General features: G+C 42.0%; 12 protein-coding genes and 1 tRNA gene. 7 read left to right on the top strand and 6 right to left on the bottom strand.

Going from position 1 to position 16278, the window contains the following annotated elements:
• Positions 1–96: 96 nt before the first annotated feature.
• From DXN04_RS29345 to DXN04_RS29335, 3 genes are all read left to right on the top strand, one after another.
• Positions 97–498: a c-type cytochrome gene (locus DXN04_RS29345; RefSeq protein WP_116856991.1), complete on the top strand. Its 402-nt coding sequence runs from the start codon at positions 97–99 to the stop codon at positions 496–498.
• Between the two features lie 5 nt (positions 499–503).
• Positions 504–1784: a cbb3-type cytochrome c oxidase subunit I gene (locus DXN04_RS29340; protein WP_116856990.1), complete on the top strand. Its 1281-nt coding sequence runs from the start codon at positions 504–506 to the stop codon at positions 1782–1784.
• A gap of 162 nt (positions 1785–1946) precedes the next feature.
• Positions 1947–4742: a bifunctional aconitate hydratase 2/2-methylisocitrate dehydratase gene (locus tag DXN04_RS29335; RefSeq protein WP_116856989.1), complete on the top strand. Its 2796-nt coding sequence runs from the start codon at positions 1947–1949 to the stop codon at positions 4740–4742.
• A gap of 55 nt (positions 4743–4797) precedes the next feature.
• Here DXN04_RS29335 and DXN04_RS29330 read toward each other — a convergent pair whose 3' ends face one another.
• The 5 genes from DXN04_RS29330 to DXN04_RS29300 all read right to left on the bottom strand — a co-directional run bounded on the left by DXN04_RS29330 (position 4798) and on the right by DXN04_RS29300 (position 12493).
• Positions 4798–6363: a SusD/RagB family nutrient-binding outer membrane lipoprotein gene (locus DXN04_RS29330; RefSeq protein WP_116856988.1), complete on the bottom strand. Its 1566-nt coding sequence runs from the start codon at positions 6361–6363 to the stop codon at positions 4798–4800.
• Positions 6364–6374: 11 nt separating this feature from the next.
• Positions 6375–9509: a SusC/RagA family TonB-linked outer membrane protein gene (locus DXN04_RS29325; protein WP_199415167.1), complete on the bottom strand. Its 3135-nt coding sequence runs from the start codon at positions 9507–9509 to the stop codon at positions 6375–6377.
• Between the two features lie 359 nt (positions 9510–9868).
• Positions 9869–9934 (bottom strand) — tRNA-Ala (locus tag DXN04_RS29320).
• Between the two features lie 1895 nt (positions 9935–11829).
• On the bottom strand, positions 11830–12126 hold the full coding sequence (locus tag DXN04_RS29305) for a hypothetical protein (protein ID WP_116856984.1): 297 nt from the start codon (positions 12124–12126) through the stop codon (positions 11830–11832).
• A 10-nt stretch (positions 12127–12136) separates the two neighbouring features.
• Complete coding sequence (locus tag DXN04_RS29300; protein WP_116856983.1) at positions 12137–12493, bottom strand: hypothetical protein; 357 nt, start codon at positions 12491–12493, stop codon at positions 12137–12139.
• A 456-nt stretch (positions 12494–12949) separates the two neighbouring features.
• On the opposite strand from DXN04_RS29300, the gene DXN04_RS29295 reads away from it, so the two are divergent.
• The 4 genes from DXN04_RS29295 (at position 12950) to DXN04_RS29280 (ending at position 15755) form a co-directional block, all read left to right on the top strand.
• Positions 12950–13168, top strand: coding sequence for a helix-turn-helix transcriptional regulator (locus DXN04_RS29295; protein ID WP_116856982.1), 219 nt, complete (start codon positions 12950–12952; stop codon positions 13166–13168).
• 78 nt (positions 13169–13246) lie between these two features.
• Positions 13247–13678, top strand: a complete 432-nt coding sequence (locus DXN04_RS29290; protein WP_116856981.1) for a hypothetical protein — start codon at positions 13247–13249, stop codon at positions 13676–13678.
• Positions 13678–14925, top strand: a complete 1248-nt coding sequence (locus tag DXN04_RS29285; protein ID WP_116856980.1) for a DUF6575 domain-containing protein — start codon at positions 13678–13680, stop codon at positions 14923–14925. The genes DXN04_RS29290 and DXN04_RS29285 overlap by 1 nt, the downstream gene beginning before the upstream one ends.
• The gene (locus DXN04_RS29280; RefSeq protein WP_116856979.1) at positions 14922–15755 is read left to right on the top strand and encodes a putative phage abortive infection protein; all 834 of its coding nucleotides are present in this window, start codon (positions 14922–14924) and stop codon (positions 15753–15755) included. Before DXN04_RS29285 ends, DXN04_RS29280 begins: the two co-directional genes overlap by 4 nt.
• Positions 15756–15806: 51 nt before the next feature.
• Here DXN04_RS29280 and DXN04_RS34965 read toward each other — a convergent pair.
• Positions 15807–16278: STM4504/CBY_0614 family protein (locus tag DXN04_RS34965; protein WP_199415166.1), on the bottom strand; the 472-nt coding region annotated here is incomplete at its 5' end.

The following is a 16278-nucleotide window of genomic DNA, read 5'->3' as shown; positions in this document are numbered from 1 at the left end:
TTCAATTTACTTTTGATACAACCTTTTTATTTGTGCCTGATGCAGATCATAATTGGAGCAAAAGGCATGGTGTAATTTTGGGTGAAATCCCTATAAATGAAGTTTAAACTTTGGGTTACACTAACAATCTTATTTTTTATCTATTCGTTTTACGTTTACATCTACAGCAGTTCTGAAAAGACACCTGTTCAGCCAACGGCCAGCGTCCTCTCCGGATGGCAGGTATGGCAGAACAAAAATTGCCACACCTGTCACCAGCTCTATGGTCTTGGCGGGTATATGGGGCCCGACCTCACTAATATCGCTTCTGATCCCACCAGGGGGAGCGATGCTTACATGAAGGCTTTTATGAAAAATGGTACTGACAAAATGCCTGACCTGCACCTGACTGAGGAGGAAATGAACTCCCTGGTATCGTTTCTACGATGGGTGGACAAAAGCGGCAAAAGCCGTGTAGGCAAGGAATCAGTACACTGGACAGGAACCTATATTTTTTAGAATCTATGATGGACTTACAACGATTATTTATCCGGTTTGCGCTGGCGCTGCTGCTGCTGACCGTTATCGCAGGTGTGCTTGCGTCTTTTGCATTTTTATTCCCTGCCAACTTTAATACGATCCTACCTTTTCATGAATTGCGGCCGGTGCATGCATCTGCTGCATTGTTCTGGATTATTACAGGAGCCGCCTGCTGCGTCAGTTATTTTAGCGGAAGGCAGAGTAAGGCTTTCATGGTGTTATGGATGCTGACCATTGTGGTAATTTTTGTCAACTACGGTTTTCAGAACTACGGCGGCCGGGAATACTGGGAGTTCCCTGCTTACCTGAATTTGCCACTGCTGGCAGCATGGCTGTTTTTCATGGCGGTGTTCATGAAGCGCCTGCCCAAGGGTGCACCTGTTTATTACTGGATGTGGACAACGGGGATCCTGTTTTTCCTGATCACTTTCCTGGAGCAAAACCTCTGGCACATACCCTGGTTCAGGCAATCCTTTTTAAGAGAAGTAACTATACAATGGAAAGCGAATGGCTCGATGGTGGGGGCCTGGAACCAGATGATCAACGGGCTGTCAGTATACCTGCTGGTAGCAATCAGTGGCAATGCTGGCCTGGCCCGGCAAAAAAAGCCCTGGTTCCTGTTCTTCCTGGGCTTATTTAACCTGATGTTCAACTGGGGGCATCATGTATACAACGTGCCTAACAGCAACTGGATGCGTGGAGTAGCATATGGGGTGAGTATGACTGAATGGGTGATTATCATCCTCATAATCAGGGATTTCAGGCATACGCTAACAGCCGCCCGAAAATTCAGGCACCTGGTGGTTTACCGCTTTATAAGCGCTGCTGAATTATGGGTAGCAGCCAATCTGCTGCTGGCATTGATGATGAGTATTCCTGCCATCAATCGTTATACCCATGGTACACATATTACGGTGGCCCATGCGATGGGAACTACCATTGGGATCAATACCATGTTGCTGCTGGCGGCTTTCGGGTATATACTGGATGTAGACAACCTGGCAGACCGCACCCGTAAATGGTTACAGATATCAATAAGAGTCAATACGTTAAGTCTGGGAATATTCTGGGTGTCTTTGATAATTGCAGGCCTGGTAAAAGGCATTCTTACAGTAGACCATCCTGAAAACAGCTTTTTTGAGGTGATGGCGGCGGTAAGACCTTACCTGGAGGCATTTACAGCGGCAGGTCTGGGAGTGATGATAGCGCTGGGCGTAATTTGTGTGATTTATTTGAAGCACTCGCAGCGGAAACAAACCGTTTAAGTATTTAATAGATAAACCAGCTCAAATCAATTGGTTATCGAAATGAAAAATCGATAACGGGATCTTTTTTGCCCTGCACTAACGTGTTATCTTCTCATCAGCACTGTGTAATATTATTGACATTAGTTACCTTTGTGCCTCGCATTTAAAAAGAAAATTGTTATGAGTCGTTATAATGAATATCTCAGGGAGATAGAAGAAAGAAAAGGTCTGGGACTACATCCGAAGCCGATTGATGGAGCCGAATTACTAAGTGAAATCATCGCACAAATTAAAGATCTCGGAAATGTAAACAGAAAGGATTCCCTAAATTTCTTCATTTATAACGTGTTGCCGGGGACTACCAGCGCAGCTGGGGTGAAAGCTCAATTTTTAAAGGAAATCATCCTGGGTACATCTAAAGTAGAAGAGATTACTCCTGCTTTTGCTTTTGAACTGTTGTCTCATATGAAGGGTGGTCCTTCTATTGAAGTGTTGCTGGATCTGGCGTTGGGAGCTGATGCTGCTATTGCTAAAGATGCTGCAGAAGTGCTGAAAACACAGGTTTTCCTTTACGATGCGGACACTGACCGTCTGAAAGAAGCATTCAAAAATGAAAATCCCATTGCCAGGGAGATTCTTGAAAGTTACGCTAAGGCGGAATTCTTCACTAAGCTTGCTGATGTACCGGAAGAAATCAAGATAGTAACTTTCATTGCCGGTGAAGGTGATATTTCTACTGACTTACTCTCTCCTGGTAATCAGGCACACTCCAGGTCTGACCGTGAGCTGCATGGTTTATGCATGATCACTCCCCAGGCACAGGCTGAAATCAGAGCCCTGCAGGCACAACACCCTGACAAGAGTGTGATGCTGATTGCTGATAAAGGTACCATGGGTGTAGGTTCATCCAGAATGTCCGGCGTAAATAACGTGGCTCTCTGGACAGGTAAACAGGCAAGTCCTTATGTACCATTCGTAAATATTGCACCGATTGTAGGTGGTACAAACGGGATCTCTCCTATCTTCCTCACTACAGTTGATGTAACTGGTGGTATTGGTATTGACCTGAAAAACTGGGTGAAGAAGCTGGACGAAAATGGTAAACTCGTTCGTAACGAACAGGGTGAACATATCCTGGAGGAAGTATACTCCGTAGCTACCGGCACCGTGCTGACAATCAACACAAAAACGAAAAAGCTCTACAATGGCGATAAAGAACTGATTGACATTTCAAAGGCTCTCACGCCTCAAAAAATGGAATTCATCAAGGCCGGCGGATCATATGCCATCGTATTCGGTAAAAAGATCCAGACTGTAGCGGCTAAGATCCTCGGTATAGAGCCAACTCCTGTATTTGCACTGCCTAAAGAAGTTTCTGTTGAAGGTCAGGGTCTGACAGCAGTAGAAAAGATCTTTAACAAAAATGCAGTGGGTATCGCTCCAGGTAAAGTATTACATGCCGGTTCAGATGTTCGCGTAGAAGTAAACATTGTAGGTTCCCAGGATACGACTGGTCTGATGACTGCCCAGGAACTGGAATCAATGGCAGCTACCACGATTTCTCCAATCGTAGATGGTGCTTACCAGTCTGGTTGTCATACCGCATCTGTATGGGATAAGAAAGCGCAGGCAAACATTCCAAAACTCATGAAGTTCATGAATGATTTTGGTTTGATCACTGCACGTGACCCGAAAGGCGAATATCACTCCATGACGGATGTAATTCACAAAGTACTGAATGATATTACGATAGATGAGTGGGCCATCATCATTGGCGGTGACTCTCACACAAGGATGTCCAAAGGCGTTGCATTTGGTGCTGACTCAGGTACCGTTGCGCTGGCACTGGCTACAGGTGAGGCTTCTATGCCAATCCCTGAATCAGTGAAAGTAACCTTCAAAGGCCAGATGAAGGAGCACATGGACTTCCGCGATGTAGTACATGCCACACAGGCACAGATGCTCCAGAAATTCGCTGGTGAGAACGTGTTCCAGGGTAGAGTAATTGAAGTACACATCGGTACACTTCCTGCTGACCAGGCATTCACCTTCACTGACTGGACTGCAGAAATGAAAGCGAAAGCCTCCATCTGTATCTCTGAAGATGATACCCTGATTAAATCACTGGAAATTGCGAAAGGCAGGATCCAGATCATGATTGAAAAAGGTATGGATAACAGCAAACAGGTGCTGCAGGGACTGATCAATAAGGCTGATAAGAGAATCGCGGAGATTAAGTCAGGTGAAAAACCAGCTTTGGCTCCTGATGCGAATGCTAAATATTATGCTGAGGTAGTAGTGGACCTGGATGTGATCGTTGAACCAATGATCGCGGATCCGGATGTAAACAACGACGACGTTTCCAAGAGATATACCCACGATACTATCCGCGGCCTGTCTTACTATGGTGATGCAAAGAAAGTGGATCTTGGTTTCGTAGGATCCTGCATGGTGCACAAGGGTGACCTGAAAATCGTTTCCCAGATGCTTAAGAACCTGGAAAAACAGCAGGGTAAGGTAGAGTTCCATGCACCACTGGTAGTAGCCGCTCCTACTTATAACATCATTGATGAACTGAAGGCAGAGGGTGACTGGGAAATCCTGCAGAAGTATTCCGGCTTTGAATTCAACGATGCGGCTCCGAAAGGCACTGCACGTACAGAATATGAGAACATGATGTACCTGGAGCGTCCGGGTTGTAACCTGTGTATGGGTAACCAGGAAAAAGCGGCGAAAGGTGATACGGTGATGGCGACATCCACCCGCCTGTTCCAGGGTAGAGTGGTAGAAGATTCTGACCGTAAGAAAGGTGAGTCTCTGCTGGCATCTACACCGGTAGTAGTGCTTTCAGCGATATTGGGAAGAATTCCTAATATGGAAGAGTACAAAGCAGCTGTGGAAGGTATTGACCTGACTAAGTTTGCGCCTCCGCTGAAAAACCTGGCTGCAGTAGCTAAAGATAGCCTGGCTTACTAAGATTTGTAAAAAGATATAAAAGGAGGTGTCTCAGGTAATGAGACACCTCCTTTTTTTATTCCTTCACATCCCACCATAACAATGTTGAGGCATTGTCAGGGCCTTTTAACAAGGTCGTTGCTTTCTCCACAGCAGCGCCATTGGTTTGTTTTTCCAGCTCTATAAACGGAATGCGGTGTATGGCAGTACCAGCAGGAATATCTGCATTATCAATCTGCACTACCTCGTACAGGTGAGGATAACCACTACGCCTTACCTCGGCCCAGGCTTCAAATCCATCCGGATAGAGTGCCAGCCATTTCTGTGTGCCGATCTGCTCACGCTGTAGCTCTTCTGATGCCGCCCATTTGATGAGTGCTTTGGTAACAGCAGGAGAATGCTGCTGGTCTCCGGGAGCAATGGCAGTGTCGGTACTGCTTACGTATGCTGCTATAGCTGCTTCGTCCGTGATACCCCATTGTCTCATAGACATGGCAATACCGGTTTCATACAGCTGCCGGGCATCATCGCCCATATCCCAGCCATTCAGCGCACCTTCTGCACGCAGGAAGTAGGCTTCTGCGCAATGCAGGATATTTTGGGAGGTACCATAAATATTCACCCATTTATTATCAGCAGCACTCCAGCCCATCCAGCGGGTGCCTACATTGGAATTGTAGTCGTTGGTGTTCTGCTGGATATTCAGCTGAGCAGCAGTGAGCCCGTTGCGTACACCATGGTATTCGCCGGTTTTGATGGCAGGCTGGAAATAGACAGGCATGCGCGGGTCTTTGTACCCCCTGAGCATGGATTCCATGGCAGCACTCATGCGAAACTCGTTCCAGCCGGCAATGGTAGAAAGGCCATTTCCATCAGTAGTGACGGTAGCTGATTTTTTCATGAGGGCATCGTCAGCAGTGGTCGTCATTACTCCTGCAGCAACGGCCTTTTCAGCTTCTGTTTTGCCCCGTGAAGGGTCTACCATAGAAACTCTCAGTGCAAGTCGTAAACGCAGCGTATTGGCAAATTTGAGCCATTTAGCGGCATCCCCGCCATAGATCAGGTCAAAGGAGCCAAATGGCTTGGCACTGGTGTTGGCAGCCAGGATTGTAACGGCGGTATCCAGGTGTTTGAAAAGATCATCGTAGATCTCATCCTGCGGATCGTATGGGATAGAAGTAAGGGGCTGACCTGCCTGAAAATAAGGGACAGGGCCGTAGTAGTCTGTCAACCTTTGAAAGGCGAAGGCCCAGATGATATGAGCCAGTGCCTGTTCCGGAGAATCCTTGTCTGTATATGCAAAGATAGTTTGCAGCTGGGGCACTGTTTGGGTATAATGATTTGTCCAGTGGGTCCTGACCCAGTCAAAGCGCATCACGTACCTGTCCGAGGGGAAGTAAGTGGCAGTGGTAGCAAAGTACTGGGCGTACAAATCTGCGAAGAGATTCTGCGCTACCTGGTAATCGCCACCGGTGTAGGAAGCGGCTGCTTCTGCTTTTGAGAAGAGGAAAGGTAGTTCCTGCGGCGTGATTTCCACCACCTTTACCGGGTTGATATTCTTGCTGTCAAAGTCTTTTGTACAGGCACTCAGCAGTACTATGGCAAGCAGCAGGCGAAATATATGTGATTGATGAAATTGCATGGATTCAATTTTTAGAATGAGAGCTTAAGGTTCAGGCCAAGGCTGCGGGTGGTGGGTAGGTTACCAAACTCAATACCCTGGAAATTACCTGCACCCAGATTCACGTCAGGGTCAAAGTTCATCTTACGCTTGCCAATACCGGGAATGTCCAGCTTAGCGGATCCTCTATACAGGAACAATACATTTCTGCCTACGAATGAAACTTTTGCTGCCTTGAAGATGCCATTGGGCTTCAGCCTGAAATGATAACCAAGAGAGAGCTCCCTGATACGGAAGTTGGTAGCATCGTATACAAAGAATTCACCCCAGCTGTAACGGCCTCCTGATACGGTTGTCCAGAAGTTTTCTGCATCAATTGCTTTTTCATTGACTTCTTTGGACGACTGTACGACAGCAGGGAGTACCCAGGCACCATCACGATATTTTGTGGTGTAAGCGGCGGTGCCGTCAAAGGCCATAGTGGCTTCTGTACCTGAAGTCATCACACCTCCCACTTTTCCATCGATCAGGAAGCTGAGCGACCAGTTTTTATAAGTGAAAGTATTTGTGAGACCCAGTGTATACTTTGGATTATAGTTGCCAATGTATGCTGTAGTGGAGGTGCCAATAGGTTTTCCATTATCATCCACCAGGAAATTGCCATTCGCATCTCTAGCCCAACGGGTGGCATAAAGATCGCCATAAGCACCTCCTTCCTTCACGATAGGGGTAGCTGTACGGCCAAAGCTGTTACCACCCAGCACAGCCTGTTTAATATCGGGACTCAGGCTGATCACCTTGTTGGTATTGACAGCATAGTTCAGTGTTACATCCCACTGGAAATGTTCTTTTTTGATGGGTGTACCATTGAGTGTAAGTTCTATTCCTTTGTTCTGGATGTTACCGGCATTGATGTACTGATCATCAAAACCTGATGCAGGGGCCAATGCCAGGCGTAAGAGCTGATTGACAGAGTTGGTTTTGTAAAGGGTCACATCCAGGCCGATACGGCTATTGAAGAAGCGCCATTCCAGGCCAGCTTCCCATGCAGTAGTTTGTTCCGGTTTCAGATCACCGATTGCCTTGGTAGCGTCTCTGCGGATGTAGCCACTGCTGCCTCCTTCTTCATAAGTATAGGTTTGTAATAATAAGTAAGGATCCGCGTCATTACCTACACGCGTATAAGAAGCACGTACTTTACCGAAAGTAACCCATGATGGAAGGGTGGCAATATCAGAGATGATTGCGGACAAGCCTACTGAAGGATAGAAGAAGGAATAAGGCTTAGGCAGTGTGGAAGACCAGTCATTTCTACCACTCACATCGAGGAAGAGGTAGTCTTTGAATGCGATATTCGCACTTCCGTATATTGACTGCAGGTCCCTGTCTACAGAAGAAGTAGTGACACTTCTGGCGCTTGCATACAGCAGGTCGAATTTATTAGCAATGTTTAAACCATTGGCAGTAGTTGCTGAATAGCTGTTCTTTCTGACCAGGTCACTGGCACCCAGGTTGTAGGTAATGGTCAGTTGCCTGCCGAGATTATTATGCCCGGAGAGGAGCACATCCGCATTACGCTCTGTGACATCTCTGAAACCCACGGTCATAGAGCCGCCAGGCTGCGCGAAGAGCAGTGTTCCATTGTTATAGGTATTCAGGATCTTATCGGCGTATCTATCCAGGGTATAACGTCCCTGGAGGCTGAGCCAGGGTGTGATTTCGTATCTGGCGGAACCCAGGGCCATAATGCGGTTGCGCGTTTCATCGTAAGATGTACGGTTAGCCATCCAGTAAGGGTTCATATAGATAGATGAAGAAGGGATCCAGTACAGGGGCACGGGTTGTCCTGTACTGGCATTGGTGGTTTCATAGTTTTTCAACTGATCTGCACTTACGCTGCGGGGCACTTTGTACAGGTCAATGATTAAGCCATTCTCTTCGCCACCACGGGGCTTATTGTCGATCTCCTGGTTTACATAAGTGAGTTTAGCATCGGTAGAGAAGCGTTTGGATAACTGGGTATTCAGGCGCAGGTTGACTGTATGTCTTTTCAGATCATTGCCGGGGACAATACCTTCGATGCGGTTATTAGCATAAGAAATATAGCCCTGCGTTTTCTCATTTCCTCCGGTTACAGCCACTGCATTATTGAGGGTGAGTGCGCTACGGAAAAAACTTTTCACATTGTCAGCATAGGTAGTAGTATCTGAGCCCCAGCTACCGCTGGCATTGGCAGCATATACGCCACCATTTCCCTGTCCATAGGTATTCTGAAACTTAGGCAGGACAAACGGATTCTCTACGGCTACACCACCATTGTATTCAAGTGAAGTACTGCCTGATTTACCTTTTTTGGTTGTGATGATGATGGCCCCGTTGGCAGCACGACTACCGTACAATGCGGCTGCAGCAGCGCCTTTCATGATATTGACAGATTCGATATCATCAGGGTTGATGTTCGCAGCACCATCACTCCCATTGTAACCACCAAAGTCGCTACCCAGCTGGTCGGGGGTGGAGTTGTCAATGGCCACGCCATCTACTACAAACAGGGCGTTGTTATTGCCCTGTATAGAGCGGTTACCACGGAGTACAACGCGCGAAGCGCCACCGGGTCCGGATGCGGATTGGGTGATGGCAACACCGGCTACTTTACCGGAAAGGCTGTTGACGAAGTTGGCATCCCTGGCTTCATTGAGTTTAGCGCCGTCCAGTTTCTGTGCGGAGAAGGTAAGTGTTTTTGCTTCCCGACGTATGCCCAGTGCCGTTACTACCACTTCATTGAGGCCTTTTGTGGCGGCTTCCAGTGTTACACTGAGGGATGTACGGCCGGCTACTGCTTCGTATACAGTATTAAGACCTACCTGGGAAAATTCCAGCGTGGCATTACTTTTTACAGTAATGGTAAAGACACCTTCGCCATCGGTGATTACGCCTTTGTTGGTGCCCTTTTCACGCACGGTGACACCGGGTAAGGGTGACTGGCCATCTGTTACACGGCCTTTGACGGTAATGCGGGGAGCACTGGTGTCCTGAAAGCAGGAATTGTTTTTCAGCGTACGGTTTGTAGCGCGTGCCTGGGTACAAAGGCCGGCAGTGAGTACCAGCGAAAGCGGAATAACGCCGCGTCGCAAAAGGTTAACCAGCTGTTGAGTTGACATTGTCATGGGTGCTATAGGTTATTGTTACAAAAGCGATTTTGGACATAGCACAGCCTTATCGCGATAGTGTATGAGCACTATGCGTCAATATCTATAACCGCAGCAGAGCAATAACATAGACCATGAATACATGATCAATTTCCTGTAACAAAAAGAGTGTGGAATCTATTGGGCATTCCAGGCATGGGCCGGGAAGATAAAAGAGTGAAACACAGGTTATACGTCTTGTTAGAAATGGTTATGAAGGTCAGGATAACAAGTGCTTTAGATCTTGGTTTTTATATACTTGAGACAAAAATAGAAAAATAGATGAGATATCAAAATAAAAACGGGATTTCTGAACTTAGTCAAAAATCCCGTTTTAGTGGAGAATACCGGAGTCGAACCGGTGACCTCTTGCATGCCATGCAAGCGCTCTAGCCAACTGAGCTGCGCTAGAACCTTTTACCAGAAAAGGATTGCTTGAAATAGCTGCTGTTATAAGATGAAGATTCATTGATTCCTGACCAAAACCTGACCAATAATATTGTTTTACTGATGGCGAAGTAGGTTATAACCTACCTGTGCATCTAATATAAAGGTAACACTGAAACACTAGAAAAGCTATATAAATGGACGAGTATTTTATTCAAAAATGCTATATTCTGTAATACATTAATCAATTGTAAAACAGTGATTAGATGCACTTTTTAGACGATTTCAGACCACCTCTCAAAAAGCAAATACATTCTTCTTTGAGAATCTGAAATTTTAAAGAGGGGGGGATACCGGGGGGAATCAATAAAGTGGGGGATTGAGTCGGGGCTGGGTCTATGAAAGGAGATACTTGAAGAATAAGATACTGGAAAGGTTAATAATAATCGACCTATACCTTCTTCGTCAGTATCATTTTAAATGATGATAATTCTACAATTTCTCACAAAGCCTTGTGAAGAATCTTCATAATTATTTGTGACAATCTTAGCGATCATTCCAAATTAGCAACTTCACTCCTATAATCTTCAATTGCGCCTATTTAACTTCTATAAAATTTAATACGAAAAAACAGTTAAAGTTATGTTATTCATCATTTAACATGCTGATAAAAACGGAAATATGCTTATATTTTTGTATGTTTGTAAATAGATGTCTCCTACAAGAGAGTAAGATACGTAGCCCTAAATCATAAAGGATTTTCGGCACGCTACTACGTCTAGGCATATGTTGTATGCAAATCCCCTTCGATGAAAAGGGGCTGATTGCTAGTAATAGTAATTGCAAAACATGATCACTCGCGGTTGCGGGTTTTGGGATCATTAATTTGCGGGTTAAAACCAACTTTTAACTCTTTTAGGGGCTTGGAGTAGGCGGGTAAAAAACATCGATTCATCAGCACTAGTGTCTTTCGCAAGCCACTCATCAATCGCCCCTCCCTTTTACCAAAGCATCAGTCAAATGATCTCCCTTTCTCATCAATCTATCGGGTACTAGGATAGAAAATTTCAAATTCAGCTAGTCGGCCCCTTACAACTGCTGCAATTGACTTTCTTACAGTAGGATTATGCTGCTTAATCTCCCACAGATCAATCCTTTCATTAAGCAACCAATCAATATCATCTACTAGAGTCGATGGTGGTTGCAATGTTTGCTGAATGGCCGCTAATTGGAAATGTAATCTTCGAATTCCACGAAGTAGTAGGTCATTAACCAGTCTATACTAAGGATTGATGCCGGAAATTTTGATTGAATGATCTTACCTAATCGATAAAGGAAATCAATGTCTCTCCCAGACAAAAGGCAAATCATAATTATATGGCGAGCTAGAGGCATATCCCCTAATGAATATACACTATCTAAATCTACAACCATAACCCCGTATGCTACTGATTCATCAATATATAAAACGACTTCTTGATTTTCTATTGTTAATCTCATTATCAATTAATCATTATTGGGTAAAAGGAATTTATTTGCTTTTCATGGTACTTAATAGGTATCGAATACATTCAATTAACTCCGCATCAGTAACCAATAGCTTACCGTATATCCTGCTTTCATCGTAGATATAATGCATTTGAAGGTATACATACACTCATCTCCGTTTTGTAGTCCTGGAAGGCGGGGAAAAATACTGTTTCCATTAGCTTCAATTCCTTGGAAAGTAAAAATGAGTCTATAGTCTTGCTCGGCTTGTATTACCCTCATTACCTGCACAACATATTTTCTTTGTCTACGTATCCTGGATTTCATCTAAAGTTGTTGTGTTAATTAAGAACTATCGAAAATTTATAGCCGGACTAGACAATCCAGCCATCATATATCAGCTATTTGTCCTCAAAAAAGCTCATTATACTCTTCCTTGCATAAAATTATCTTTGATATAGTTAACTGCTTTGACCAGCTCCATGTAGGCCAAAGACACTACGATTTCAATTTTCTTCTGGTCAATCCTTGATGATTTAGATAATCCTTTGTTATCCTTATCACTTTCCCTCATCGTGCGGTAATAAGTCGGAATAGAAAAGTCCAGTTCCTTACATACATCCTCTCGAAATTGAAGGGGGAGCTTTAATAATGTCTCATAAATAGAGGCTAAGACGGGCTGCATTTCAAATGGCCCTCCGTTATGGTTATTTTGATCCATACAATTGTGATTATAGTGATTTGATTGAAAGTATACGGTCTATTTCAGCATGCACGCCAATATCCTTGGCTATTTTATAAATTCGGAGAAGAGTAAATCTCACAGCCATAGCTATAGGCATTTTTCCATAAGGAGCGATAAGAACTGTCAGGTTAATTGTGTCCCAGTCATTATTGGCAATCCTATCACTAATCTCTTCTTTGACATAGTGGGCTAGAAGAATTAAGTCTACAAATAAATCTTCAGAATCCTCTACAGTTCTTCTCCGATGGCGTTCTTCAGCCTGAATGAGGTCAGCATGGAGTTTTAGGAATGCAGCTTTTAGCTTTTGCTGCACCAAATGGCGGCGAAAGAATAATTTGAACATGGGTAACGGTTTAGTGGGAGTTGAATGTTTGAATTAGTAATAGAGGCGGGAATTTGCTTGGCTAACCTAAATAAATACGGTGTAGGTTAGCTTTTACCCGTTACCCGAAGGGCTGCAACGCCCAAGTTCACGAAAATAAAAGCGCCTACACCGCGATGCAAGTATAGGCGATTTACCTCATTCTCTCGTGAACTTTCAAAAGGTTGCAGTATTTCGGGTTCGAGAGTAAAGCAAACGCGCTTAAAAATATCCTTATGTCAATCTTTTTACGGTGATGTGTAATTCATTAAAAAAAATTTAGTCAATATAAAGATAAGTAAAACTTAAATAATAATAAGTATTACGTATTAATTAATACGCAGAATTAAATATTAATACCTAAAACTTATTGATTAATAATAACTTGGAATTTAGATTTTGTATTTTTTAGGCTAGATTTGGATAGATTTAATAGCTATGGCTGAAAAATTTAAAATAAATAGAATTAAAGCTGTACTCGCCGAGAAAGACATTAAGCACAAAGATTTGGCAGAAATGGTAGGGAAGACACCTAGCGCAATTACCCGCATTTGCAATAATGACTTCCAGCCTACATTAAAGTTGCTCAGGGATATTGCAGTAGCTATTGATGTAGACATTAGAGAGCTTCTAATACCTACTAAAAATAAAGCATAAAAATTTAACCTATATTTTGAGGGACCACATAACTTAATAACTGAAAACTTTCACGTTAAACCTCACGTTCTTACCCCTATGATCGAATTAAAATACAGGGACTTATTAAAAGAAGTAAGTAATAATGGCTGCTCCTGCCCTCCTGATGATGCTACGTCATTAATTACAGTGGCTTATAGATTTGTATTTGAAGAGGATACCAAAAAGATAAATCATCTTCCTAATAAGATTATTAGTCCTAAACGAAAGCTAAGAGATACCGTAGAAGAATGTTCCGCTTGTGGCCTTTCATGCTATCTTACTGAAGAAAACGCTTCTACAAAATATAACTATCTAATAGAAGCGCATCAAAATATTTACAAAAACATTGGTGATAGTTTATCAGTAGGCACTATAAATGCCGAAGATGGCCAAGTGACAACCGTCGATCATGAAGGACATTATGATTTTTACGAATTCGCTACCTTTAATCCTCATAATTGTTTTACTTTCTTAAAACGCTTATTATAATGGAACAATTAAATGGTATCATATCAGATGGGGTTCCATTAAATGGATTAAGAAAGGTCAGTGACCTAATTTATTATGAAGGGCCGTTATTAAGCCATTTCAAAAACAAATACGGCGATAACTATTTATTTTATTGGGTAGATAATAACGATAACTTTAACCGATGGTTGGTATTTAGAGTTTATGAAAGATTTATCAATTCATATATTGAAAGATCAATCACTCTCAAAGAATTAATATTAAGCACATTAGACGAATTCCTATATTCTATCGACATAGATAACAATCTCGATTATAAAAATATACAATTAGTTAAAATAAATGATCTACCTGCTTCATACTTACCTAAACCAGATAGTAAATATAATTTTAAGCCAATACCTTCGGATTCATTGATAGAAGGCATGTTATCAGTTAACTCTTCGGGCTTATTAGAGGCGTCTTTTAGCAAATCCTCAATTGTTGGATATGGAACAATGCATCTGGAAGCGTTTTCTCCATTAATATATCACATGAACGAAATTTCAAATGGGTTAGGAGAAAGTTACTATAAGTTAAAATCCGATAATGTAGTACCAAATGAAAAACATGGCAAAAAGAAGAAGTTACTGAAGAATGAAGTTTTGTCTAATACTATGTTTGAATTAATTGGATTTATGCCAGGTTCCTTTAAACTTATACTAAAACCCATTAACACTCAATCCGTTTTACCCGGTGAAAAGACCGAAGTTGATAATTACTGCGACTTCTTTTTAAAGTTTATTCAAGCTAGTTATGAGTATTCTACACTTATAGAATATATTAATCTAATAAACAAAGATGTTATTACTCATTACGAAAAGTTTCTAAAAAACATCCAGCTCTTCAAGCTAGAGTTCAAATTAGCATGGGTGAATAATTCCTCAATGACTCGTCTTGAGCAAGTTATCAACTATAAATCTGCGCCTAAAATAATTGATAATATCAATAGACTCGAATATCAAAACTCCTCAGAATTCAACATGATAGGTAGATTTTTAGAAATAAATTTAAAAACAAAACATTATACCTTTCAGTCAATTGCTGATGACAAAGCAGAAAGTAAGGGTTACTTTGACGATTTGCTAAAAGAGGGGTTAATATTAATAAAATTCAACCAATATTATGAAGTAAAGATCATTCGTCTTGAGAGTAAAGAAGCAGGAAATAAGGAACCTAAGACCCAAGATAAATTAACAGCATTTTATGATTTCAAGGATGGTAAATGAAAACAGTTATTAATAGTTTGATCAGTTTTGTAAAAAAGCATTGGGCCGAAATTTTGGTAACTATCTGCATTTTAGCTTGCATTATTACAATTCTTGCCTATTGGATTAATTTTCGCCATGAAAAAATTTCAAATTTAACAGCCAATTGGGGTACGTTCGGTGATTACACCGGTGGAATTATGGGTACTATTATATCTTTTTTCTCTATAGTTCTAATTTATGCGACTTATAAAAATCAAGTAGATAACTCCCTTTTACAACAATTTGAAACAACATTTTTCAATCTTTTAAATAATCAGAGAGCAATTTTAACCTCGCTAAAAGGTGAGTTTCGGCAAGATATTCTCTTAGATGATAGTATTGAGGCGAATGGTGAAGATTACATGGTTAATATTGGAAGGTTAATAAATAGGTATTTTGATGGTGGTCATAACTATATATTTACAGAGAATAATATTGAAGTAAAAAGAGATAGTGATGACATTCTGGAATTAGAGCAAATAGTTAACGGTCGATATAAGTCTGTATTTAAAGGTAGAGAAGGTGAGCTAGGTCATTATTTCAGGCATTTATACCACATATTTAAATACGTCCATGAAAGCAAAATTACAGACAAAAAGAAATATATTGATTTAATTCAAGCCCAAATGAGTGATTATGAATTATATGTATTACTATACAATTCTCTAAGTGATTATGGCAAAACGAAATTTAAACCGATGCTAATAGAATACGTTTTCTTTGAAAATGTGCGAAGCAGAGGCCCGTTATTTGATAAACATAAAAGGGCTTTCTTTCCACAGATAGAATTTAAATTCAATGCAGAGTAGGCAACTTACACCTATTGAAGTCTGAGGTATAGGAAATTTACTTAAAGAAGCTCAAACCCCGCTCTGTTCTATTAAAAATATAATATTCGCCCCAGTTAAGTTCATACCATACCTAGTCATTTCATCATCCACTTTTTGCGGAATCGGCCCCTGTCCATGTCCACCTAGTTTATTTCTAATTGTTGGAATACCACTTTCCAGGAGATTTTGAAGAGAGGTAAACTGGTTCTGAGTGAACGTAGGTACCAGTTCGTTTTGAAAACAGATTTTTATTAACTTTTTTGCTGGGTCGTGTTGATCATACTCCCATCCTTTCTCTTTGCAAATTATCTTCATAGTACTTTCAAATGCTTTAAGACATTCAGTTAATGCTTCCTTATTTCTCCCATGCCGATAATGTTCATGAGCCTTCAAAAATTCCTCATTAGCACCTTTAAATTTATTATTGTCTAAAACGGAGATCATTGGGCCACCCTTAACGGAGCATACCGGGCCAGTCAAAACGGTGGTATAGGGCCAAAAG

The organism is Chitinophaga silvisoli (assembly GCF_003412465.1).
Classification (GTDB): domain Bacteria; phylum Bacteroidota; class Bacteroidia; order Chitinophagales; family Chitinophagaceae; genus Chitinophaga; species Chitinophaga silvisoli.
The sequence above is the reverse complement of the archived record's forward strand: the minus strand, read 5'-3'. Positions and strand labels throughout refer to the sequence as shown.